Genomic DNA, 21,190 nt, shown 5'->3' on the forward strand with positions numbered 1-21,190 from the left:
ACGGCTAACCACCCCAAGCCTAGCACCTAATTACAAAAGTGATAATTTAAAAAAACATCAAAATTAATTAAGCATATCTAAACGATATACTTATTGGCACCTCATCAATCACTAATCGTAACACAAAAACACAAAAGCACACCAAAATGCCACAGCTTTAAAAAAAGCCGTGCTTCATAGACTTTTTTGTGTCTGCTGAAGCCCTAACCCAAACAGTATCAGCACCAACCCCACCAAGGTTGAGGGGAGAATGGGTTCCCCTACGACTAAAAAAAGCAGCATTAGTGAAACAGGGGGTGAAAGAAAAATCAGGTTGGAGACTTTCGCCGTGCGCGATACTTTTTGCACCGCCATTTGCCACAGCACAAACGCCACTCCCATCTCAAAGAGGCCGACATAAACGCCCGCGCCAAAGGCAGGCCATCCGTGCCACTGGACACCAGGACCGAGCAGTAACAATAGGGTTAACACGGGCAGGCCTACACTAAAGTTTTGCCACTGCCCTACCAGTGGAGGGCGTGGATCACGCGCATTCAAGAGCCAATAAAGTGCCCAAAGTAGCGTCGAAGCCAGCGCCAAAATGACGCCAAGCGGGTCGGCAAATGAGATATTGAAAACAGAGCCACGTGTCGCAATTACCCATACACCAGCATAAGCTACCAAGCCAGCAATGATATCCATTCGGGTTAAGCGCTGGCCAAGCAGGGGCACAGCCAAAAATGCCATTGCCAATGCCCAAGTATAATTTAGCGCCATTGCCTCCTGCCCGGGAAGCCGATCGTAGGCAGCAAACAACACTAGGTAATAGGCAACTGGGTTCATTAACCCGGCCCAGGCAGCCGTCTTCCAACCTCTCCTAAGAGCAACGGACATAGTTCCCTGCTTTATAACCAGCGCTCCCATGAGCACCCAGGAAACGAATGCCGCAAGCCACATCAACTCCAGAGGACTCATCCAGGCGAGTGCCACTTTGAATGCCGTTGCCACCGTAGACCAAAGCGCTACGGCTCCGAGCCCGGAGAGGATAGCTTGCCTATCCTGACTCATCGATCGATGTGCCCTAAATCTCGCCCGGGATCCAGTTGATCTCGCACACGCTGTTTAATGAGCTTGATATCGGGAAAACCGCCATCGCGCTTTCGCTCCCAAAGCATTATTTCATCACACCAAATCTCAAAAGTGCCGCCATGAGACGGTGCTAACGCGACTTCAGTCAATTCTTCTCCAAAGGTAGACAGGAGCTCTTGCGCATACCAAGCGCTGCGCAACAGCCACTGACACTGCGTGCAGTAGCGAATCTGAATGCGTGACATCGTGAGTTCCTTATCCGTAGGTTCCTTGGCAGGATAATATGTCATCCTAAGCAGGCATTCTGTCATCTTATATTAGCAACCGCCAAGGAACCCTCATGGCTCAACCGGATGTTTCACAGTCTCGCCTGTATGAGTGGCTAACAGGGGATGAAGATAGCCGCATGTGCGACGATATACCTGAGGGCGCCTGCCACGAACAACCACGCAATTTTTTCCTACACCTTTGGGCATCATTAGGAAATAAGCTGGCTGACGAACTATCCAGCGCGCGTTTAGTGCTACCTTGGCTGATGGGCATTATCGGCGCCCCGGTGTGGATGGTAGGACTGCTAGTGCCCATCCGAGAGGCAGGCGCGCTACTACCGCAAATTTTTGTGGCCGGGTTTATTCGCTTAAAGCCAAAGCGGAAATGGGTGTGGGTGACCGGGGCACTGGTTCAAGCGTTTGCAGCGTTGCTACTTAGCATATGCGCAATATTCACTACCGGCACCCTCGGCGGCACGCTAGTACTTGCAGCGCTAATACTGCTTTCGCTAGCACGTGGCTTATCCTCCATTGCCACCAAAGATGTACTAGGCAAGACCATTGCCAAGCGCCGCCGTGGCACATTAATGGGGTGGAGCGGTAGCGTAGCTGGCGCCGCCACCCTGGTGGCAGGGGCTATTTTAATACTGCTTAATGAGCAACCTGGCAATTTAGCCGTAGCAGCACTGCTTGCAGTTGCCGCTAGCGGTTGGTTGATCAATGCATTAGCCGCCGCTCGCATTGAAGAAGTCCCAGGAGCCATAGAGGGAGGCGAAAATGGCTGGGACAGCATTAAGCTAGGCTTATCACTGCTTAAAGATGACCGCACTTTTTTACACTTTAACCTCGCCCGGGCGCTACTGCTCTCAAGTGCACTCGCCCTCCCCTATATTGCGCTGCTGGGACAAAACCAAAGTGGCACCAATCTTGGCGGCTTAGGCATATTGATTGTGGTATCTGGCGTCGCCGCAATGGTCGCAAGTCCCATCTGGGGTAAGCGCGCAGATCAGTCGAGCCGTGGAGTTATGCGCGACGCGGCAATCGGTACGGCTATTTGCTGTTTTCTGGGCGCCAACCTCGCATGGCTGCCCGGCGAGTGGACACACAGCATTTGGCCGTATGCAGCAGTTTACGCTTTATTGGTGGTTGTTCACCATGGCGTTCGCCTGGGGCGAAAAACCTATCTCGTTGATATGGCAAACCAAGATAACCGCGCCCTTTATGTTGCCCTCTCCAATACATTAACGGGTGTATTAATGTTGATAGTAGGCGCAATTATTGGCGCCTTCGCACAGTGGTTTGGCAGCGCCATATTATTGCTGATTCTCGCTGCTACCGCGGTAGGGGCAATATATAGTTCCCAACAACTGCCAGAGGTTGAGTGAAATGACAGGCCCTATCGGCTGTGCTACTGACGTTATAAGGCTGCTCAAGATTGCAATGCGTGACAACGCTCGCCATGATAGAGCCAAATATCAGTGGCGTTATTACAGCCCTGGCTATTCGGCCTATAATAAATGATTTGAAATTCCGTCGTTCCGTAGGCAATCAGTGCTACTGAGAACAATGGAAAGGACTGGAGCTGCAACAGGAACCCTTTGATGAAACGATCTCCATTGATCAGTCCCGAGCTACTCGAACGCATAGTTGACGCGTCGGAAGACGGCATTGTCGTTGCCGAACAGGAAGGGGATGAGAATATCCTTATCTACGTCAACAAAGGCTTTGAGCGCTTAACGGGCTATAGCGCGGATGAAATTCTGTATCGCGACTGCCGCTTTTTGCAGAATGAAGACCGCGAACAGGATGCGTTAGTCGCCATTCGCGAGGCGCTCAAAGATGGCCGCCCCTCTCGCGAAGTGCTGCGTAATTACCGTAAAGACGGCACTATGTTTTGGAATGAGCTATCCATTACGCCGGTCTACGACGAAGCGGACGAGTTGATGTACTACATTGGCGTACAAAAAGATGTGACCGAGCGTGTTGAAGCGCAACTTGCGCTCGCTGAGCTACAAAAGCAACGAGAAAACCACTAATCATTAACTTTCTGAATAAAAAAACCATCAAAGCTTGAACTTCATCCCAACTGGCGTTATATAGCGGCAAGGCGCTTAATTTGCGCTAGGCGCTTCACTTGGCGAACGACACACGCTTGTAGGGTCGCTGTTTAGATAAGTGAAGCCGTTGTTACGCCGGCACGCCGGCTGGGTTGGAGGACATCACATGAGCCGTGATCCCCTAAGTCGTGAAACCTTTACCAACGAAGCACTCGACTCAGACGAGTTCGAAAGCTTAGATGCCGTGAATGATGACCATTACGGTAAAAGTAAGCCCAGTAAAGCTGACAGCTTACGCGCGCGACGTCAGGTTGAAGCGTGGCTAGAAGAACGCCGTCTTCAGCGCGCTATTGAAGATGATTGGGACGAAGAAGAGTAAGTCTTGAGCAGCTCGGCCTTCTCAGAAACTGAGTAGGCTTGGCTAGCCCACATCTCCAGTAGCCTAGCCTTTCCTGGCTCAGACCACTATCATCACTCCTTAGCCAGCAATAAGAGCCAGTAAACTGCTGCTGTCGCTTTCTTCCTTTCAACAACTTAACGGATCTCCATGGCGCAATACGTTTTCACCATGAACCGGGTTGGCAAAGTTGTGCCGCCCAAAAAGCAAATTCTCAAAGATATTTCGCTATCGTTTTTTCCTGGCGCCAAAATCGGCGTTCTGGGCCTAAACGGTTCGGGTAAATCCACACTGCTGCGCATTATGGCCGGTGTCGATAAAGAGTTTGAAGGTGAAGCTCGTCCGATGCCCGGCATCAATGTTGGCTACCTTCCCCAGGAGCCGCAGCTAGACGACGAGAAAAACGTCCGCGACACCGTCGAAGAAGCGCTCGGGGCAATTAAAGACGCGCAGGAGAAGTTGGATGGCGTGTATGCGGCCTACGCAGAGCCCGACGCCGATTTTGACGCGCTGGCCAGCGAGCAAGCACGGCTTGAAAACATTATCGAAGCCGCGGATGCTCACAACCTGGAGCGTAAGCTTGACGTTGCTGCTGAAGCGCTGCGACTGCCCCCCTGGGATGCCAAAGTGGGCAATCTCTCGGGTGGTGAGCGCCGCCGTGTAGCACTCTGCCGCTTACTGCTTTCCAGCCCCGATATGCTGCTGCTTGACGAGCCTACCAACCACCTTGATGCAGAGTCAGTGTCTTGGCTTGAGCGCTTCCTGCACGACTACAACGGTACCGTCGTCGCCATCACCCACGATCGCTACTTCCTGGATAACGTAGCGGGTTGGATTCTCGAGCTTGATCGTGGCCAAGGCATTCCGTTTGAGGGTAACTACTCTCAGTGGCTTGAGCAGAAAGACCAGCGTCTGAATCAAGAAGCCAAGCAGGAAGCCTCGCGCCAAAAAGCCATCAAGCAGGAGCTTGAGTGGGTGCGCAGTAACGCCAAAGGCCGCCAAGCAAAAAGCAAAGCGCGTCTTAACCGCTTTGAAGAGATGCAGTCAGGCGATTTCCAAAAGCGTAATGAAACCAATGAAATTTATATTCCGCCGGGGCCCCGCCTGGGCGATAACGTCATTGAGTTTCGTGATGTGGCCAAGCGATTTGATGACAAGCTGCTTTACCAGAACCTCTCTTTTACCATTCCACAAGGTGCGATTGTTGGCATCGTTGGTGGTAACGGTGCGGGTAAATCGACCCTCTTCAAACTGATTACCGATAAAGAGCAGCCGGATGCAGGCGAAGTGGTCGTCGGTGAAACGGTGGATATCGCTTATGTTGAGCAGTTGCGCGATGGCCTAGATGACAAGCAGAGCGTCTGGGAAGCCGTTTCGGACGGTCAGGACATCCTCAACATCAACGGCTACGAAGTCTCCTCCCGCGCTTATGTGGGTCGCTTTAACTTTAAGGGTAACGACCAGCAGAAACGCTTATCAGAGCTTTCCGGTGGTGAGCGCGGTCGCTTACAGCTTGCTCAGACGCTGAAGCAAGGTGCTAACGTTCTGCTGCTCGATGAGCCCTCCAACGACCTGGATATCGAAACGCTACGGGCGCTGGAAGACGCACTTCTAGCTTTCCCGGGTTGCGCCATGGTGATCTCGCACGATCGCTGGTTCCTTGACCGTATCGCCACGCACATTATGGCTTTCGAGGGTGACTCTGAAGTGGTCTTGTTTGAGGGCAACTATGCAGAGTACGAAGCAGACCATAAGAAGCGGGTTGGTAGCGATACGCCTAAGCGGATGAAGTACAAGCGCATTGATGCCTGATAATTAGCATCACGTTGACAGGGAATGTCGACAGCAAAAGGCCCCGCAGCATAGCGGGGCCTTTTTCGTTTTAAATTCCAAAGCCTAGCGTCTACGACCGGTAATGAATGACACAATAAAAAGAACAATAAACAGTACAAATAAAATTTTTGCGATGGTAGAAGCCGCCCCGGCAATACCAGAAAAACCTACCGCCCCCGCAATAATGGCGATGATTAAAAACAGCACTGCATTACCTAGCATCGATGTGCACCTCTCCGTGGTAAAGCTTTCCCGTAAGCATCGCCTGATACACCATTATGCAGCGTTAATGTGTCTTAAAGATGATAAACGCTTTTAGTCATTACTTTAGAAACCAGACGCATGCCCCACTTCACCGGAGCAGGAAACCTTAGTCCACCCGCTTCTAACGCGAGATGAGCATGATGGGCTTCATCAACTGCCATTTGGCGCAGTATGGCACGTGATCGTTTGTCGCCAGTGGGTAAGGATTTTTGGTTGGTTTCAAGGCACTTGCCAAGCTGCTCTTCCGTTGCGGCTACAAACCCTAAACTCATCCGATCGCTGACTGCCCCAGTCACCGCACCAATGCTAAAAGAGGCGACATAAAAAAACGGATTTAAATAGCTTGTTCGGCTATGCAACTGCTCCAATCGCTCATCACACCAGGCTAAATGATCAATCTCTTCAAGTGCAGAGTGCTCCAACTGCATACGCACATGAGGTAGTTTAGCGGTGACGCTCTGCCCTTGGTACAACGCTTGAGCGCATACTTCACCGGTGTGGTTAATGCGCATTAAACCTGCGGAATGGCGACGCTCATGATCGTCAAGAGCGTCATCCTTAATACCGCTGGCAGGGCTAATACGCTGCGAAGAAGCCGCATGAGGCATCAGCGTGCGCAATACGGTATCCAACTGATGAATAACGCGATCTGAACGACTCTGTTGACGATCCATGGCAACACCCTTTTGCTTGTGATAGCGGCCTGCTTAGCTCAACCGGCAGGCCAGGTAAATACACGCCCACCCATTAAATGCATATGAATATGGTAGACCGTCTGTCCGCCCATTTCGTTGCAGTTCATCACCACGCGATAACCATCCTCGGCAAAGCCCTGCTCACGGGCAAGTTTTGCGGCGGTGAACTGAAGACGCCCTATGGTGGCAAGATCAGCCTCATTAATATCATTGAGCGTGGCGATATGCTTTTTAGGAATGATCAGTTGATGCGTAGGCGCTTGGGGCCCAATGTCATTAAATGCCAATACGTGGTCATCTTCGTACACAATATCGGCAGGGATTTCACGATTAATGATTTTGCAAAACAGACAATCCATACAGAGCTCCTTTATTAGCTACTTGCCACTTAAGTGGGCATTATCTCTACCAGTCTGATGATGGCGACAATGGGAGGAAGCTTTCGCTCGGGCCCCTTTACCGGAAGCGTCGCTGTGCAAGAAGATGCCTAACCAAGGGAGCGAGTATTAACTCCATCGCCAGCGACATTCGCGCCCCGGGCACGACCAGCGTATGCGGCCGAGTCATAAAAGAGTCTTTAATCATCGCCAGTAGCCAGGGGAAATCCACCGTGGAGGGATCACGAAACCGGATAACCACGAATGACTCAGCGTCGGTAGGAATATCCTGCACCTCAAAGGGATTAGAGGTATCGACGGTAGGCACACGCTGAAAATTTATATGAGTGCGCGAAAACTGCGGCTGGATGTAACGAACGTAGTCGTCCATCCGACCCAGGATAGTGTCAATAACCGCTTCTTGTGAGTAACCACGAAGCTTGGTGTCACGGTCGATTTTTTGAATCCATTCAAGATTCATGGTGGGGGCGACGCCCACCAGCAGATCCACGTGACGGGCAATGTCATACTCTTCAGTGACCAGACCTCCATGCAAACCCTCGTAAAACAGCAGGTCGGTACCACATGGTAACGATTGCCACTCGGTGAAGGTTCCCACGCGGTAGCCAGCTTCAATTTTCTGCTTATCTTCAGCGTGAATATAGTGCCGAAAAGTACCCGAGCCGTGCTCACCATACTCGCTGAACAGCCCCTCTAGGCGATCCAACAAATTAGCTTCAACCGCGAAATGAGAAAGCTCATCTTTACGCTCGGGTTCTTCACGGAATATGCGGTGCAAATCATCGCGGGTATAGCGATGAAAGGCATCGCCATCGACCACCGCTGCATGCACGTCCTCACGCAGAAACATGCGCTCAAAGCTGCGCCGAACGGTTGTGGTGCCTGCCCCTGAAGAGCCGGTCACCGCAATGATTGGATACTCCCGTGACATCAACCACTCCTCGCGTGGGCCAGTGCTTGGATAACCTGTTGCGGCACATCGACAGGGCGCCCTGTAGCAAGATCAATCAATAGCTGGTTTACCCGGGCTGTCGCGACTATTTGCTGGGAGTCAGCGTGATAAACACGCTGATAAATGGTCAACGCCTTGCCTTGCGGCTCAGGTACAGCGGTCGCAATCACTAAGGCATCGGGCCAGCGAGCTTCATTTTGATACTGTACCGCGAGATCAGCGACCACCGAAGGATGCCCGTGCATATCCCACTCTGGTAAGTCCAGGGCCGCAAAGGCTTGAATACGCGCCTCATGAAGCAGTGATACTAACGCATCGTGCCCTAAGTGGCGTCCGTAGTTCATATCGGTTACCCGCACTGTCAAAGGATGACGATGAATGACCGCTTCAGCGGGAAAGTCCAGCTTGACACGCTCCATGCCTATGTCCTCATCAGTGAATTCGGAAACCTTTGATTAAAGGGGCTATCCGCTCAGTGCCTCAACGTAAGGTTTGTCTACTCTTCTCGAGCAATCGCTCTGAAAGCAATGTCACGCCGGCATTCAACGCCTTCCCAGTGAATAGCGTTAACGCCCTGATATGCTTTCTGCTGCGCTTCCGATACGCTATCGCCTAGCGCCGTTACACACAGAACGCGACCACCGGAGGTGATAACTTCTCCCTCAGCGCTCTCTTCAGTGCCTGCATGAAACACTTTGCAGCCCGTTTGTTCGGCATCGGCTAAGCCATGGATAACATCGCCTTTACGGTAATTGCTCGGGTAGCCCCCGGCGGCCAAGACAACGCCTACCGCCGCCCGAGAATCCCAATCGCAGCGCTGGCCTGCCAACTTACCTTCAGCACCCGCTAAGCATAGCTCAGCTAAATCGGAGGTTAAGCGGAGCATAATGGGCTGTGTCTCGGGATCACCAAAGCGACAGTTATATTCGATCACTTTAGGATTGCCCGCTGTGTCGATCATCAGACCTGCATATAAAAAGCCAGTGTATGCATTGCCCTCTGCGGCCATGCCACGCACGGTAGGCAGAATAACCTGCTCCATAATGCGCGCATCAATCTCCGGGGTGACCACTGGCGCGGGGGAATAGGCGCCCATACCACCAGTATTCGGGCCGGTATCACCATCGTAAGCACGTTTGTGATCTTGGCTAGTGGCCATGGGCACGACATTCTCGCCGTCCACCATGACAATAAAACTCGCCTCTTCACCTTCGAGAAACTCTTCAATGACCACACGGGCACCTGCACCGCCAAACGCATTAGCTTCGAGCATGTCACGAATGGCCGCTTCCGCTTCCGCTTCGCTAAGCGCTACGATTACGCCCTTGCCCGCCGCCAAGCCATCCGCTTTGATGACTATGGGCGCCCCCATTTTGTGTAGATAGGCAAGCGCGGGGGTTACCTCGGTAAATGTTTGGTAGTCCGCCGAAGGAATATCATGACGTGCCAGGAAATCCTTGGTGAAGGACTTAGAGCCTTCCAGTTGAGCTGCCGCTTGAGTAGGCCCAAAAATAGTTAATCCCGCGGCTTGAAAGCGATCAACAACACCTTCTACCAAGGGAGCTTCAGGACCCACAACGGTTAGGCCAATCTGCTCATTACGAGCAAAATCGACCAAACTTCCCAAGTCGGTCGCGGCAATTGCGACGTTGGTTACTTTAGGTTCATGCGCCGTGCCCGCATTACCGGGGGCAACAAATACCTGTTCAACTTGGCTAGACTGGGCCAATTTCCAAGCCAGGGCATGCTCACGACCACCGCCGCCTATCATCAAAACCTTCATGTGCATCCTTCTCAAACGGGAAAGCGTATATAGGCGGCATTATGCCATAGCGCAGCGGTTAGTGGGGTCGGGAGGGTTTGCCCTATTTATCTTTCTTGTTATTAACGTTATTACCTTTGCCATTATCATCCGCCGTGACGTCACTATCTCTCTCTGTTTGAGGAGTATCGCTCGAATCGTCAGGCTGACCAGGCTGATTTAACGTGTTTTGCCAAAAGCGCATATTCTCTTCAGCTAGCTCACGCATAAACTCCAGCGGTGTGTTGCGCATTGCCTGTTTCCACTGACTTTGCAGCCGCTTTTGCTGCTCTAACATCAGTTGAGTGCCCTGCTCTAGATAACGGGACAGGGGCAATGGTGATGTCATATCATAAACACGAATTAACTGTGCCAGCAGATCGTTAGAAAATACTTCTGCCTCGCTGTCTGCCTGCTCTTGCTCGATAATGATAGAAAGCAAAATGGTACGCGTCAGATCTTCACCGCTTTTGGCATCTTCTACCCGAAACGGCTCTTCCTCGATGATTAGACGCCGCAGATCTTCCAGCGTGACATAACGACTTTGCTGAGTGTCGTACAACCTGCGGTTTGCATATTTGCGAATCACGCGCACGGCGCATCTCCTTAAACGCGATAGGGGTTTTGTTCCCGTTACTGGTATTGTGCCTGCACCACGCGCCCATGCAAGCCACCTGGATAGTTTAGATAGCCGCACTGCGCCAATTCTGTGACCAATAGACCACTATTATGAATTTAATTCTGCTCGACCCCACTGATCTCACCGACGAAGGTCATGTCTGCATCACGGACCCACGTCGCCTGACACATCTACGCGATGTCCATCGCGCAACCCCAGGCGATCTTCTAACCGTGGGTTTGCAGGGCGGTAATATGGGCAAAGCGCTGCTAAAAGAACTTACCCATGAGCATGCTCATTTCATGCTGGAAAATCTTGATGAGTCGGCGCCACCGCCACTACCCGTGCATTTAGTATTAGCCCTGCCCCGCCCAAGAATGTTAGCGCGTACGTTAGAGCACGTAACAGCACTGGGCGTAAAAGAGATTACTCTTCTCCATACCAAACGGGTGGAAAAAAGCTACTGGCAGTCCCCTGAGTTACGCTCCGATAAAATTCATCAGCACTTGGTATTAGGCCTAGAGCAAGCGCGTGATACACAGCTACCCACCGTGACGTTGAGCAAAGGCTTTCGCCCTTTTCTTGAACAGCAACTGCCTGACCTGCTTAGCCAGCGACGTGGACTGGTGGCCCATCCCGGCATGCCTAACGCCTGCCCGAGGAATATCAGTGAACCCACCTTATTATTGGTAGGACCAGAGGGCGGCTTTATTCCTTGGGAAGTGGAACAGTTGCTGGCAGCAGGCTGTGAAGGCATGCACCTTGGTCAGCGCATATTACGCGTCGAAACAGCCGTGACCGCCTTGCTGTCACGGCTGTTTTAAGCATCGACTAACGTGAGCTGTATGGACTCGTTCTAAATGAACTAGGACTGCTCATCTTCCGGGTCGTGGGGAACAACGGTCGTGTTTTCTCCACACTCAGGATCTTGCAAGAATGTTTCACGCACATCTAGCATGCCAAGGTGGCTAATCGTCCGGCGCCCCAGCAGCAGCGGGTAGTTCATCTCCTCGCGGTCGCGCAAACTGAATTGTTCTTCATAAATGGTATCGCCCATGCAAACTTCCAGCAAAACCACAGGGCGCTCGTCGCGGCCACCGGCTCCGCGCACTGCTAATTCTCGATATAGCGGGCGCTCAATTTGATCACTGAAAACTTCGCCGCTCTCCTGATCTTCTAACTTTAAACGAAAGCGTACCCACTCTTTATCATCTTGCTCAAACATCTCAATATCCCGCGCATCCAGTGAAGACGTTAATGCACCGCTATCGAGTTTGGCTTTCACTTCAATACCCCAAGGTTGCAGGGTTGCTTTTTCTACCCAGCCAAATACCTGCTCGTCATCGGCCATTGCCACGGAGGTAGCGAGCAGAGCTCCTACTATGACACTGCCTAGTAACTTTTTGCCTATCAATTGCATAGCATCATCCTTGGTAAATTAACGTCAACATGATCACTCTAAACGACGGCGTAACTGCTCAAGTAGTTCTTGTGTCGCAAAGCCATCAGGTATTAACCCTTCATCTCGCTGGAAGTTCCGCAAGCCCTGACGTGTATTGGGGCCCATTACGCCATCAGCACCGCCCACAGAGTAACCTGCACGGTTCAGGCCTTGTTGCAGCTCTTGAACATCATCACGGGTCAGAGGTTGCTGATCCCGCGGCCATGCGTGCTGAATCCCATCACGCCCGGCGATTGCATCGCCCAGTGTCGCGACGGCCAACGCATAACTGGTGGCATTGTTATAGCGTAAAATGGCCCGGAAATTTGCGCCTGCTAGGAAGGCAGGTCCCTCAGCGCCTGCCGGGATAATGATGGCGGCACTATCAAAGTTTGGTAACTCACCCTGCAGCACTTGAACACCTTGATCACGCCACTCAGCACTGCTGCGTCGCTCGGTTTGCGCATAATCAAACCCTTCGGGCAAACGTACTTCAACACCCCAGGGTTGACCAGTTTGCCAGCCAGCCCGATCAAGATAGTTAGCGGTTGAAGCCATCACATCTGGAATACTGCCCCAGATATCACGCCGACCATCACCATCACCATCCACTGCGTAAGCCTCAAAACTACTGGGGATAAACTGAGTATGCCCCATCGCCCCCGCCCACGAGCCTTTCATTTGCTCGGCGGCGATATCACCCTCATCAATAATACGCAGGGCGGCGAGTAATTCACTGCGGGCAAACTCGCGACGCCGGCCGTCGTAAGCCAGCGTGGCGAGAGACTCTAAGGTTGAGAAATCACCAAAGTTGCTACCGTAGTTACTCTCAATCCCCCAAATAGCGACGATAATTTCGGCAGGAACGCCAAAACGCTGCTGCATTTCTAGCGCTGTATCGCGGTGGGCGGCAAAGTTTTCACGCCCGGTATTAACTCGAGTGGAGGAAACCGCCGTATCAAGATATTCCCATATAGGCCGAACAAATTCGGGCTGGTATCCGTCGAGCTCAATCACGCGCTCACGATAGCGCACGCCGTCCAATGCACTGCTCAGCGTCGCTTCGCTTATACCCTGGCCAGCTGCATACTGCCGAAACTCCTGTAACCACTGCTGAAAGTTTGCATAGCTGATTTCAGTGGCCGCCTGAGCATCGACTTCTGACATTAGCTGAGGACTAGCCAATGTAACGCTTGCGGCAAAAGGCGTACTTAGTGCTGCTAGTAATGAAACGCACAATAATGGGCGATAACACCAACCGGTAGAGAAATCACGAGACATTCTTTATATCCTTAGGCAGTCCTTGGCATGCCTGGGATGATGGCCTAGAAAAGTAATAGATACCACCCTTCACGGCGGCTCAGAGGTGATGATTATTTTTTACTACTGGCTATCGCAATAGGCACAGCGGGTTTAAACGCCTTCCTCATGAGGAATTAACCATTGATCCCACTGTTCGGGCATAACACAAGGCGCTTCAAAGACCAAAGGGTCTGCACGCCACGGCTGATGTCGCGATAGACCGAGAGGGAGTTCTTCGAGCTGCTTAAGCCAATGAGCAACATAAAGTCCCTCTGGATCGTAATTCGCCGCCTGTTTCAGCACGTTAAAATAGCGATCCTGCCTTGGATCCCGCCCCACCCCGGCAATATAACGCCAATTCCCCCAATTACTGGCAACATCGTAATCAATCAAGCAGTGCTCAAACCACAAAGCACCCAATCGCCAATCCACTTTTAAGTCTTTAACCAAAAAGCTAGCCACGTTTTGCCGGGCGCGATTAGATAGCCATCCCGTTTGACGAAGCTCTAACATGGCGGCGTCGACAAATGGCAACCCGGTGTCACCATTACGCCACGCATTAAAAGCGTCACAAGGCTTAGCAGGCTGAATAACTCCAAACATCTTCGCCCCTTCCAGCTCAGCGACACGGATAAAATACTCACGCCACAGTAGCTCGAAGGTAATCCAATAACTCGATTCGTTACTGCCGTGCTTGGCCTCCCAGGCCTTTACTGCATCATTCACTTGTCGGGCTGATAGGCACCCTCGTGCTAACCAAGGTGACACACGGGTTGAAAAGTTGGCGCCTAACAAACCGTTGCGTGTTTTTTTATACGTTTCACCTCCCTTCTGATGCCATAAGTAATCGTTCAGGCGTGCGTGTGCCGCAGATTCACCGCCCCTATACGCATATCCTTGCCGAGCATCAGGCTGCCATATGGCACTCTGCTCGCAGATGGCTTTTAGAGGCGGAAAACCTCTGGGCGCTTCAGGCCAAGGGGGCAAGGTGACGGGGGCGCAGCGACCACTCGGAATCGTACATGCCTGCTCAACACCACGCCTAAAGGCTGAGAAGCTTTCGGGCAGCGCTACACGTTCAAAAGGCAAAGCGTGACGTTCAAACAGACGGCCACTCTCCAGGCACTCTAACCTCGTTTCGCCAGGAAGACCTTGCGCAACCGTTTGAATATGAATTGACTCTTCAAACCCGGGATGATCGGCAACGCGCACCTTTCTGGCCTTAAGTGATGCGGCTAGCTCAATCACCACTTTGCTTGGTTTACCTATGCGTACCAGCAGATCGCTGCCGCGCTGTAAAAGCTCTCCACGCAGTTCGATTAAACTTTGCCATAAGAACCGCAAGCGCGCGGGTCCCATACGTGGCGTCGGCTCGCCGTCAATGAGCGGCGCCAACCACTGCTCATCAAGGACATAAAGGCACAATAGATAGCTGGGGGGGGAAGTAAAATAGAGAAGTGGATTATCAGCTATGCGCAGGTCGTCTTGAAGCCAGACGATATCCATCGTGCTGTTCATGCTTGCGCCTCCTTGGGTGCTTTTATACTGGGCACGTTGATGCAAGTGCTTAGCGTCCCAGTACTTGAGTGCTCAGTACTTCAGTACTTGGTTGCTCAATACCTGTTTGCTCAATACTTGGCTTATAGCACCCTGTAACAGAGCACTATGCGGTCCTAGCACCACGACGGCACCTCTCGCTGCAGTAACGTACTTCGGCCCAGCAGCGAGCCCATTTTTTTCGCCAAGTAAAAGGCCGTTGGCACTGAACGCACTCTTTCTGAGGCAGATGCTGTTTGCGTTGCCTGGTCACGTTTGATCACACTTGTTGCATGGCTTAGCGTAAAACATGGACACATTATCTTATACAGTACAATTATTGTACATAATTTGTTTTGACTAGCATGTACAAATAATTTACCAACGCCCTCCAACGCGAGGCATGAAAAAGCCACCCGTAGGTGGCTTAAAAGTGGTTACCCACTGCTCGGTGATGCGGGCATTTTAGTCTGGGTCCGTATCCCTCGGCTGTCGTTTAGCATTTTCCTGTGTTTCAAGGCCACTCTTTAACTCATGGGTTAACGGATCATAATTTGGGCGCAGCTCATCTTTTACCGTGCCACGCCAAAGCTTGGAGCCAACAAAATAACCGGCCCGACCAATGACATGAGCCGCCACCGGTGCCGTCATCAAAATAAACACAATAATGGCAAACGACCGGGCAACAATGCCTACCTCGGCAAAGTGCATGGCTGCCGCCAACATAATTAAGATAACGCCGAGCGCCGCAGCTTTAGTAGTGGCGTGCATACGGGTTAGCAAATCAGGGAGCCGCAGCAACCCTACGGATGCGAGCAGCATAAATAGCGCGCCACCAATAATTAATGTGCCCTTTATGAAATCAATCATCCCGCGGGCCTCCTCTTTCTAAAAAACGCGCAAACGCAATCGCCGCTAAAAACCCCATCAGGGCGATCACTATGGCGGCATCTAGGAAGCTAGCAACATCTGATTTAATCGCGTAAACCCCTACCAACCCCACCACCGTGGTAGAAAACAGTTCTAGAGCAACCACGCGATCAGGGAGGCTGGGGCCGCGCACCACACGAACAAAGGTGAGGATAAGCGCCAAGCTCATGATGACCTGGCTGATCAGAATCACAGTATCCATTAGCGAAACAGCTCCAAAGCCCGATGCTCCATCTCTTTTAAATTACGCCGCAATTCCTCTTCGTTATCTAAAAACATCGCATGGATATACAACACCTTACGGTCATCAGACACATCCAGGCTTAGCGTTCCAGGTGTCAGGGAAATTAAATTGGCCACCAGGGTAATTTCCATTTCGGTACGTGCAGACAGCGGCATAGCAATAACACCGGGCTTCATATGCCAAGGTGGAGTCACGATATCAAACGCAACCCGCAAATTAGCTTGAATCAGTTCTTTAAGAAAAAAGCCGATAAAGCCAATAAACCGAGGCACCCGAGCGGGATAGCCTTTCAGCGAGTCGAGCTGAGGCTCAATCAAAATCAACGTGATGTAGCCAAAAATCAAGCCGACGAGAAGATTCAGCCCAGAAAAATCACCGCTTAATAGCATCCATGCTAAGCCTAACAGTAGGTTCCAAATGGCACCGGTCATGGCAACTCCTCCCCGGCGTCAGCCTCAGGTTCTTCTTCTGTAGCGGCAGATGACTCCAGCAATGCATCTTCTGCACTGGCTGAAGCTCCCAGCACTGCTTCGATATACCCGTGGGGCTCAAGCAACTGATCGCCAATGCCTGTCATGACCCACATAATGGGTTCTGCAAATACGCCTATAAGTAACGATGTAAGCGCCAACACCATCACCGGCAAATACATCATCCACAGGCTTGGTTTTAACAAGCGCCCGTCATCGCCAGTCGGCGTTGCCACTTCAGGTACAAGGTTATCCTCCGGTAGTGATTTCCAGAAAACCTCATTCCAAATTTTCACCATGGAATAGAGCGTTAATAACCCTACCGCCAGAGCAATGCCAGTGGACACATAGGCTTCAACTTCAAGGCCTGCACGCACAATCACGAACTTGGCAAAAAAGCCTGATAAAGGCGGTATACCTGCCAAAGAGAAAGCGGAGATAAAGAAGGCAACGGCCAACCAAGGGCGCTCTCGATAAAGCCCCCCCATTTTTTTAAGCTGATATGTCCCCTGCAACCGATGGGTAATACCGCTGATTAAGAAGAGATTGGTCTTCACCACCATATTGTGCACGATCGCAAACACGCCACCGGCAATCGCCAACGGTGTATAAAGCGCTAACCCTAGGATCATGTAGCCAATTTGGCTGACAATATGAAACGACAAAATACGTCTAAATTCATACTGCGCTGCCGCGCCCAGAACACCCGTTACCATGGTAAACACCGCTCCCCAGAGCATGATGTCCTGAAGGTAACCCATGGTTTGATCGAACATCAGCGTAAAGACACGGAACATCGCATAAACGCCGACCTTGGTGAGCAGCCCGGCAAATAGTGCTGAAACAGCGACAGGCGGCGTGTGGTAAGACGCAGGTAACCAGAAAAACAACGGAAAGGCCGCCGCCTTGATCCCAAATGCCACCATAAACATGACCGCCAACACTTCGACCATGCCCGTGTGCTCAGCCTCATCCATGCGCAGGGCAATGTCGGCCATGTTGAGCGTTCCCACCATGCCGTAAAGCAGGCCTACTGCCGTCAGGAAGATAACCGATGCCAACAGGTTCAGAGTGACATACTTAATCGCGCCTTCCATTTGCGCGCGCTCACCGCCCAGAATCAGCAGCGCGAATGAGGCCACCAGCATCACCTCAAACCAAACATAGAGGTTAAAGATATCGCCGGTCAAAAATGCGCCGGTTACCCCGGCAAGCAGTAGATGCATTAATGGGTAATAGCCAAATTTTTCGTGGCCACGGCCAGTCGTCGCCAATGAGTAGATACCCATCGCCAAGCCGATAATGGCAGTCATTAACACCATCACCGCACTTAACAGGTCGGCAATTAATGTAATCCCAAACGGGGCTGGCCAACTGCCCATCTGCATGGTGACGTAGCCATCGGACAGTGTGGATACAAACAACCATAGGCTCACAATTAGCAGCGCGGCATTACCTGCCACCGCCACAAAGCGCTGCATGGGGCGAGAACGCCAAAACAGCAAGGAAATTGCCCCTGACAGCAAGGGTAGGAGAACGGGAAGAGCAACTTCAGGCCTCACGTATCGGTATCCTTCATCTTATCGAGATCATCGGCCTTAACGACTTCGTAGGCGCGTCGGATCAATACCACCGCAAACGCCAGCACCCCAAACGCGATCACAATCGCGGTCAACACAACCGCCTGGGGCAAGGGGTCGGCTACGCCACTAGGTGGTTGCATCATCCCTTCAGCGATAAGCGGCGGTGCACCGCGGGTCATGCCTGCCGTGGTAAAAATAAGCAAGTTTGCAGCGTTGGATAGCAGCATCAAACCAATTACCAGTTTGACGATAGAGCGACGCAGCATCATAAAAATGGCCGCCGCATAAAGCAGACCAATCGCCACTGCCATCAATGGTTCCATGCTGAGCCTCCTGTGATCTCAAGGTTCATCCTTATCGACCTCCATAAGCGTCATAACCATTCCAGTCACGGAACCCAGTACGGCAAAGTACACACCGATATCAAAAATGAGCGGTGTAGATGCTTTAAAGTCGATGATGGGAATCGTCCACCACTGGGCGGTCAAAAATGGTTGGCCCATAAACCAAGCTGGCATTACCGAAATCATCCCCAGCAACAATCCGATACCGATTAAGTCGCGGGGGTCGACCATTCGCAGCACTTCTTTGGTCGCGCTCACCCCAAAGGCAAACAGGTAGAGCGTAAAGGCCCCCGCCGCCACTAGGCCCGCAATGAAACCACCGCCCGGCTCATCGTGCCCCCTGAGTAGCAGGAAGACAGAAAATAGTAACTGCAGCGGCATTAAAAAACGTGCCGCCGTATTGAGAATAATCGTGCCTGACTTAACCATCGTAAGGCTCCTTGGTGGTCACTTTACTGCTCTCCCCGTTCTTACTATTGCTGCTCTCTCCATGACGCAGTTTAAGCATCGCAATAACACCAATTGCTGCGAGTGCCAGCACGAACATCTCACCTAGGGTGTCCAGAGCGCGGTAATCAACCAAAATGACATTGACGATATTGCGGCCGTAAGCCAGCGGCGCACTGTTCTCAATCATGTAAGTCGAAATCGGTTCAAACTGACGAATGCTCCACGAAGTCATAATCAATAAGCAGATCAAGATGCCCATCATCGCGGCGACGGAGCCATCACGAATTCGTTCAATACTCGTCGACAGATTCGAGAAGCGTGGCAGTCGGAAAAGCACCAGTACTAGCAAAATCACCGTTAGGGTTTCCACTAGCAGCTGCGTTATAGCGAGGTCCGGAGCGCTGAAAAGAATAAAAATGAGTGCAATAGAGAAGCCCATCACCCCAACAGAGACAACGGCTCCAAGGCGCGAGCGAGTCGTCGTGGCAAAAAGTGCCCCCATCGCCATGGTGCCCGCCACGACTGCTTCGTGAAAACGAACATCCAGATCAAAAGCGAATATGGGCGAATGGCGTAACAAGATTGAATTTCCAATCAGGGTGATGAGTGTCATTAACATCGCTAGGATGTAATTACGCATGTAGCCGTTTTGTAATAGCCGCGTTTGCCACTCAGAGAACTGCACGATGCCGTTCATCATGCCTTCATATCCCGCCTCGGGACCATGTCGCATTATCGGAGACAGCATAGAAAGTTTGGCACGCACGCTGTCCCAACGTTTGAACAGCAAGAAGCCAAAGCCAAGGCTAATGATCGACATAATTAAAGCGATATTGACCCCGTACCAAAGCGACAGTGCAACGTCTATCGTCCCTCCTGAAATGGAAGTTGCGGCTGACGTTAACAGCGCATCAGCGCCAAGCATGGCAGGCATCAAGCCCAGCAATAGCGATCCCACTGTCAATAACGCTGGCCCCACCAACATGCTAAATGGAGCCTCATGAGGCTCAAGCGGCGTATGATACCGCTTGCCATAAAAGGGCCGTAACGCAATGATCAAGGCTACCGCGATGGTCAAAATGGAAGCGACAAAAGCGAATAGTACCAACAGCATGCGGAAGCTATCGGCGCCTAATACAGATTCAAGCATTAGCTCCTTGCCGATAAAGCCCAACAGCGGCGGAACCCCTGCCAGTGAAAGCGCGGCGACCAGCGCGATAATAGCGGTTACCGGCATTAGCGAGCGCAGCCCACCCATCTGCGTAACATCTTTGGTGCCGGTTTCATGGTCCAGAATACCGGCCACCATAAACAGCGCACCCTTATACAGAGAGTGAGCAAGCAGAAAGGTGACAAAAGCGGTCATCGCATATTCAGTGCCAATACCCAACAACATCGTCAGCGTCCCCAAAGCCATGATGGTCGAGTAAGCGAGCAGTTTTTTGATATTAGTATGGTGAATCGCCAGAAACGCGCCGGTCAGCATTGTCGTTGCCCCAACAACGGATAAAATGCCGATCCACATCGCCGTGCCGCCAAGCTCTGGATGCAAGCGAGCCAGTAGATAAATGCCCGCTTTCACCATAGTGGCGGAGTGCAGGTAGGCAGAGACCGGCGTAGGGGCAGCCATGGCATTGGGCAGCCAGAAGTGGAATGGGAACTGTGCCGATTTGGTAAACGCCCCAAGCAGGAAACAGATCAATATGGGCGTATAGAGTGCATGCTCACGCAGGTCGGCTTCCTGACTAAGGATCTCCGCCAGAGACCAGCTACCGCTCGCAATCCCCAGCAATATCAGGCCTGCCATTAATGCTAAGCCCCCGGCCACCGTTACGAATAGGCCCTGACGCGCTGATTTACGAGCGTTGATGTCGGCGTGATTAAAGCCGATCAGTAAGTAGGAGGTAACGCTGGTCAGTTCCCAAAAAATAAACAGCGTAAACAGCCCGTCTGCTAATACTAGCCCCAACATAGAAACCATGAAGGCCACTAAGGCGATATGAAAGCGAGCGATATCGGGATGATCTTTTAAGTAACCACCCGCATATACCAGCACGCAGGCACCCATGACAGTAATCAACAATCCAAATAGAAGTGATAAACCATCGATCAGAAAAGTCAGACTGATTCCCAGTGAAGGCACCCACTGCAACTCCAGCAGTAGGCTGCCGTTCTCAATAACTTCCGGGGCTTGTAGTAACAGCCAGGCCGCTAGCCCTGCCGGAAATAGAGCCAACACCATGCTAGTGCGTTGGCCAAACCAGTGATTCAACATCGGCGAAAATGCGGCCAATACGAAACCCATCAATACGGCGAATTGTATCAAGCGAAACCTCCTAAATAACAAAAGGCTCACCACCGAATAAGTGGCCAAAGCATGGGCATAATGCCTTATCACAGACACGCCAGCGTTGAAGTAGTGTGATTCTAAAGTTTTACACCTTATAACAGGCAGTTTTGACTGAACAGTCAAGCGCTTAAACGAAAACAGCCGCTGACGATAAAACTCGCCTGCGGCTGTTATCAAAAAATGACTA

General features: G+C 51.7%; 25 protein-coding genes. 5 read left to right on the forward strand and 20 right to left on the reverse strand.

The window, feature by feature from the left end; genetic code table 11:
• Positions 1–174 precede the first annotated feature (174 nt).
• Together AC5TBW_RS12340 and AC5TBW_RS12345 are read right to left on the reverse strand one after the other, a co-directional pair.
• Positions 175–1,047 (reverse strand): DMT family transporter, encoded by an 873-nt coding sequence (locus AC5TBW_RS12340; protein ID WP_495508849.1) that lies wholly within the window; start codon positions 1,045–1,047, stop codon positions 175–177.
• Positions 1,044–1,313 (reverse strand): Rdx family protein, encoded by a 270-nt coding sequence (locus AC5TBW_RS12345; protein ID WP_495508850.1) that lies wholly within the window; start codon positions 1,311–1,313, stop codon positions 1,044–1,046. The genes AC5TBW_RS12340 and AC5TBW_RS12345 overlap by 4 nt, the downstream gene beginning before the upstream one ends.
• A 95-nt stretch (positions 1,314–1,408) precedes the next feature.
• Here AC5TBW_RS12345 and AC5TBW_RS12350 point away from each other — a divergent pair, with 95 nt between their 5' ends.
• The 4 genes from AC5TBW_RS12350 (at position 1,409) to ettA (ending at position 5,603) form a co-directional block, all read left to right on the forward strand.
• Positions 1,409–2,722 (forward strand): MFS transporter, encoded by a 1,314-nt coding sequence (locus AC5TBW_RS12350; protein WP_495508851.1) that lies wholly within the window; start codon positions 1,409–1,411, stop codon positions 2,720–2,722.
• Between the two features lie 216 nt (positions 2,723–2,938).
• Positions 2,939–3,373: a PAS domain S-box protein gene (locus AC5TBW_RS12355; protein WP_495508852.1), complete on the forward strand. Its 435-nt coding sequence runs from the start codon at positions 2,939–2,941 to the stop codon at positions 3,371–3,373.
• 187 nt (positions 3,374–3,560) lie between these two features.
• Positions 3,561–3,773 (forward strand): PA3496 family putative envelope integrity protein, encoded by a 213-nt coding sequence (locus AC5TBW_RS12360; RefSeq protein ID WP_495508853.1) that lies wholly within the window; start codon positions 3,561–3,563, stop codon positions 3,771–3,773.
• Between the two features lie 168 nt (positions 3,774–3,941).
• Positions 3,942–5,603 (forward strand): energy-dependent translational throttle protein EttA, encoded by a 1,662-nt coding sequence (ettA, locus tag AC5TBW_RS12365; RefSeq protein WP_495508854.1) that lies wholly within the window; start codon positions 3,942–3,944, stop codon positions 5,601–5,603.
• An 84-nt stretch (positions 5,604–5,687) separates the two neighbouring features.
• On the opposite strand, the gene AC5TBW_RS12370 is transcribed toward ettA, so the two are convergent.
• The 7 genes from AC5TBW_RS12370 to phaR all read right to left on the reverse strand — a co-directional run bounded on the left by AC5TBW_RS12370 (position 5,688) and on the right by phaR (position 10,329).
• Positions 5,688–5,846: a DUF1328 domain-containing protein gene (locus AC5TBW_RS12370; RefSeq protein WP_495508855.1), complete on the reverse strand. Its 159-nt coding sequence runs from the start codon at positions 5,844–5,846 to the stop codon at positions 5,688–5,690.
• Between the two features lie 74 nt (positions 5,847–5,920).
• Positions 5,921–6,562, reverse strand: coding sequence for a 2-polyprenyl-3-methyl-6-methoxy-1,4-benzoquinone monooxygenase (gene coq7 / locus AC5TBW_RS12375; protein WP_495508856.1), 642 nt, complete (start codon positions 6,560–6,562; stop codon positions 5,921–5,923).
• A 38-nt stretch (positions 6,563–6,600) separates the two neighbouring features.
• On the reverse strand, positions 6,601–6,942 hold the full coding sequence (locus AC5TBW_RS12380; RefSeq protein WP_495508857.1) for a histidine triad nucleotide-binding protein: 342 nt from the start codon (positions 6,940–6,942) through the stop codon (positions 6,601–6,603).
• Positions 6,943–7,039: 97 nt separating this feature from the next.
• A complete protein-coding gene (locus AC5TBW_RS12385) occupies positions 7,040–7,912 on the reverse strand; it encodes a phosphoribulokinase (protein ID WP_008959627.1) in 873 nt (290 codons plus the stop codon).
• Positions 7,912–8,352, reverse strand: coding sequence for an acyl-CoA thioesterase (locus AC5TBW_RS12390; protein ID WP_495508858.1), 441 nt, complete (start codon positions 8,350–8,352; stop codon positions 7,912–7,914). The genes AC5TBW_RS12385 and AC5TBW_RS12390 overlap by 1 nt, the downstream gene beginning before the upstream one ends.
• 77 nt (positions 8,353–8,429) lie before the next feature.
• The gene (purD, locus tag AC5TBW_RS12395; protein WP_495508859.1) at positions 8,430–9,716 is read right to left on the reverse strand and encodes a phosphoribosylamine--glycine ligase; all 1,287 of its coding nucleotides are present in this window, start codon (positions 9,714–9,716) and stop codon (positions 8,430–8,432) included.
• A gap of 82 nt (positions 9,717–9,798) precedes the next feature.
• Complete coding sequence (gene phaR, locus AC5TBW_RS12400) at positions 9,799–10,329, reverse strand: polyhydroxyalkanoate synthesis repressor PhaR (RefSeq protein ID WP_495508860.1); 531 nt, start codon at positions 10,327–10,329, stop codon at positions 9,799–9,801.
• Between the two features lie 134 nt (positions 10,330–10,463).
• On the opposite strand from phaR, the gene AC5TBW_RS12405 reads away from it, so the two are divergent.
• Positions 10,464–11,177, forward strand: coding sequence for a 16S rRNA (uracil(1498)-N(3))-methyltransferase (locus AC5TBW_RS12405; RefSeq protein WP_495508861.1), 714 nt, complete (start codon positions 10,464–10,466; stop codon positions 11,175–11,177).
• A gap of 41 nt (positions 11,178–11,218) precedes the next feature.
• Here the strand turns inward: AC5TBW_RS12405 and rloA3 are convergent, their stop codons facing one another.
• The 11 genes from rloA3 to AC5TBW_RS12460 form a co-directional block, all read right to left on the reverse strand.
• Positions 11,219–11,773 carry a retropepsin-like aspartic peptidase RloA3 gene (gene rloA3 / locus AC5TBW_RS12410; RefSeq protein ID WP_495508862.1) on the reverse strand — a complete coding sequence of 185 codons (555 nt, stop codon included), beginning with the start codon at positions 11,771–11,773 and terminating at the stop codon, positions 11,219–11,221.
• A gap of 33 nt (positions 11,774–11,806) precedes the next feature.
• Entirely contained in the window at positions 11,807–13,075 is a 1,269-nt protein-coding gene (locus AC5TBW_RS12415; protein ID WP_495508863.1) for a lytic murein transglycosylase, read from the reverse strand.
• A gap of 132 nt (positions 13,076–13,207) precedes the next feature.
• On the reverse strand, positions 13,208–14,614 hold the full coding sequence (locus tag AC5TBW_RS12420) for a DASH family cryptochrome (protein WP_495508864.1): 1,407 nt from the start codon (positions 14,612–14,614) through the stop codon (positions 13,208–13,210).
• A 145-nt stretch (positions 14,615–14,759) separates the two neighbouring features.
• Positions 14,760–14,906, reverse strand: coding sequence for a DUF2256 domain-containing protein (locus tag AC5TBW_RS12425; RefSeq protein ID WP_495508865.1), 147 nt, complete (start codon positions 14,904–14,906; stop codon positions 14,760–14,762).
• Positions 14,907–15,097: 191 nt separating this feature from the next.
• A complete protein-coding gene (gene mnhG, locus AC5TBW_RS12430) occupies positions 15,098–15,502 on the reverse strand; it encodes a monovalent cation/H(+) antiporter subunit G (protein ID WP_495508866.1) in 405 nt (134 codons plus the stop codon).
• Entirely contained in the window at positions 15,495–15,764 is a 270-nt protein-coding gene (locus AC5TBW_RS12435; RefSeq protein ID WP_008958995.1) for an MrpF/PhaF family protein, read from the reverse strand. Before AC5TBW_RS12435 ends, mnhG begins: the two co-directional genes overlap by 8 nt.
• A complete protein-coding gene (locus tag AC5TBW_RS12440; RefSeq protein WP_495508867.1) occupies positions 15,764–16,237 on the reverse strand; it encodes a Na+/H+ antiporter subunit E in 474 nt (157 codons plus the stop codon). The genes AC5TBW_RS12435 and AC5TBW_RS12440 overlap by 1 nt, the downstream gene beginning before the upstream one ends.
• Positions 16,234–17,838, reverse strand: a complete 1,605-nt coding sequence (locus tag AC5TBW_RS12445) for a Na+/H+ antiporter subunit D (RefSeq protein ID WP_495508868.1) — start codon at positions 17,836–17,838, stop codon at positions 16,234–16,236. The genes AC5TBW_RS12440 and AC5TBW_RS12445 overlap by 4 nt, the downstream gene beginning before the upstream one ends.
• Complete coding sequence (locus AC5TBW_RS12450) at positions 17,835–18,182, reverse strand: Na+/H+ antiporter subunit C (protein ID WP_495508869.1); 348 nt, start codon at positions 18,180–18,182, stop codon at positions 17,835–17,837. Before AC5TBW_RS12450 ends, AC5TBW_RS12445 begins: the two co-directional genes overlap by 4 nt.
• 18 nt (positions 18,183–18,200) lie before the next feature.
• On the reverse strand, positions 18,201–18,632 hold the full coding sequence (locus AC5TBW_RS12455) for a Na+/H+ antiporter subunit B (protein ID WP_495508870.1): 432 nt from the start codon (positions 18,630–18,632) through the stop codon (positions 18,201–18,203).
• Positions 18,625–20,976 (reverse strand): putative monovalent cation/H+ antiporter subunit A, encoded by a 2,352-nt coding sequence (locus tag AC5TBW_RS12460; RefSeq protein ID WP_495511964.1) that lies wholly within the window; start codon positions 20,974–20,976, stop codon positions 18,625–18,627. The genes AC5TBW_RS12455 and AC5TBW_RS12460 overlap by 8 nt, the downstream gene beginning before the upstream one ends.
• Between the last annotated feature and the right edge of the window lie 214 nt (positions 20,977–21,190).

The organism is Vreelandella sp. ssv (assembly GCF_059448525.1).

Coding starts and splice junctions, on each gene's coding strand:
- AC5TBW_RS12340 (WP_495508849.1), bottom strand. CDS start 1,047: ATGAGTCAGGATAGGCAAGCTATCCTCTCCGGGCTCGGAGCCGTAGCG.
- AC5TBW_RS12345 (WP_495508850.1), bottom strand. CDS start 1,313: ATGTCACGCATTCAGATTCGCTACTGCACGCAGTGTCAGTGGCTGTTG.
- AC5TBW_RS12350 (WP_495508851.1), top strand. CDS start 1,409: ATGGCTCAACCGGATGTTTCACAGTCTCGCCTGTATGAGTGGCTAACA.
- AC5TBW_RS12355 (WP_495508852.1), top strand. CDS start 2,939: ATGAAACGATCTCCATTGATCAGTCCCGAGCTACTCGAACGCATAGTT.
- AC5TBW_RS12360 (WP_495508853.1), top strand. CDS start 3,561: ATGAGCCGTGATCCCCTAAGTCGTGAAACCTTTACCAACGAAGCACTC.
- ettA (WP_495508854.1), top strand. CDS start 3,942: ATGGCGCAATACGTTTTCACCATGAACCGGGTTGGCAAAGTTGTGCCG.
- AC5TBW_RS12370 (WP_495508855.1), bottom strand. CDS start 5,846: ATGCTAGGTAATGCAGTGCTGTTTTTAATCATCGCCATTATTGCGGGG.
- coq7 (WP_495508856.1), bottom strand. CDS start 6,562: ATGGATCGTCAACAGAGTCGTTCAGATCGCGTTATTCATCAGTTGGAT.
- AC5TBW_RS12380 (WP_495508857.1), bottom strand. CDS start 6,942: ATGGATTGTCTGTTTTGCAAAATCATTAATCGTGAAATCCCTGCCGAT.
- AC5TBW_RS12385 (WP_008959627.1), bottom strand. CDS start 7,912: ATGTCACGGGAGTATCCAATCATTGCGGTGACCGGCTCTTCAGGGGCA.
- AC5TBW_RS12390 (WP_495508858.1), bottom strand. CDS start 8,352: ATGGAGCGTGTCAAGCTGGACTTTCCCGCTGAAGCGGTCATTCATCGT.
- purD (WP_495508859.1), bottom strand. CDS start 9,716: ATGAAGGTTTTGATGATAGGCGGCGGTGGTCGTGAGCATGCCCTGGCT.
- AC5TBW_RS12405 (WP_495508861.1), top strand. CDS start 10,464: ATGAATTTAATTCTGCTCGACCCCACTGATCTCACCGACGAAGGTCAT.
- rloA3 (WP_495508862.1), bottom strand. CDS start 11,773: ATGCAATTGATAGGCAAAAAGTTACTAGGCAGTGTCATAGTAGGAGCT.
- AC5TBW_RS12415 (WP_495508863.1), bottom strand. CDS start 13,075: ATGTCTCGTGATTTCTCTACCGGTTGGTGTTATCGCCCATTATTGTGC.
- AC5TBW_RS12420 (WP_495508864.1), bottom strand. CDS start 14,614: ATGAACAGCACGATGGATATCGTCTGGCTTCAAGACGACCTGCGCATA.
- mnhG (WP_495508866.1), bottom strand. CDS start 15,502: ATGATTGATTTCATAAAGGGCACATTAATTATTGGTGGCGCGCTATTT.
- AC5TBW_RS12435 (WP_008958995.1), bottom strand. CDS start 15,764: ATGGATACTGTGATTCTGATCAGCCAGGTCATCATGAGCTTGGCGCTT.
- AC5TBW_RS12440 (WP_495508867.1), bottom strand. CDS start 16,237: ATGACCGGTGCCATTTGGAACCTACTGTTAGGCTTAGCATGGATGCTA.
- AC5TBW_RS12450 (WP_495508869.1), bottom strand. CDS start 18,182: ATGGAACCATTGATGGCAGTGGCGATTGGTCTGCTTTATGCGGCGGCC.
- AC5TBW_RS12455 (WP_495508870.1), bottom strand. CDS start 18,632: ATGGTTAAGTCAGGCACGATTATTCTCAATACGGCGGCACGTTTTTTA.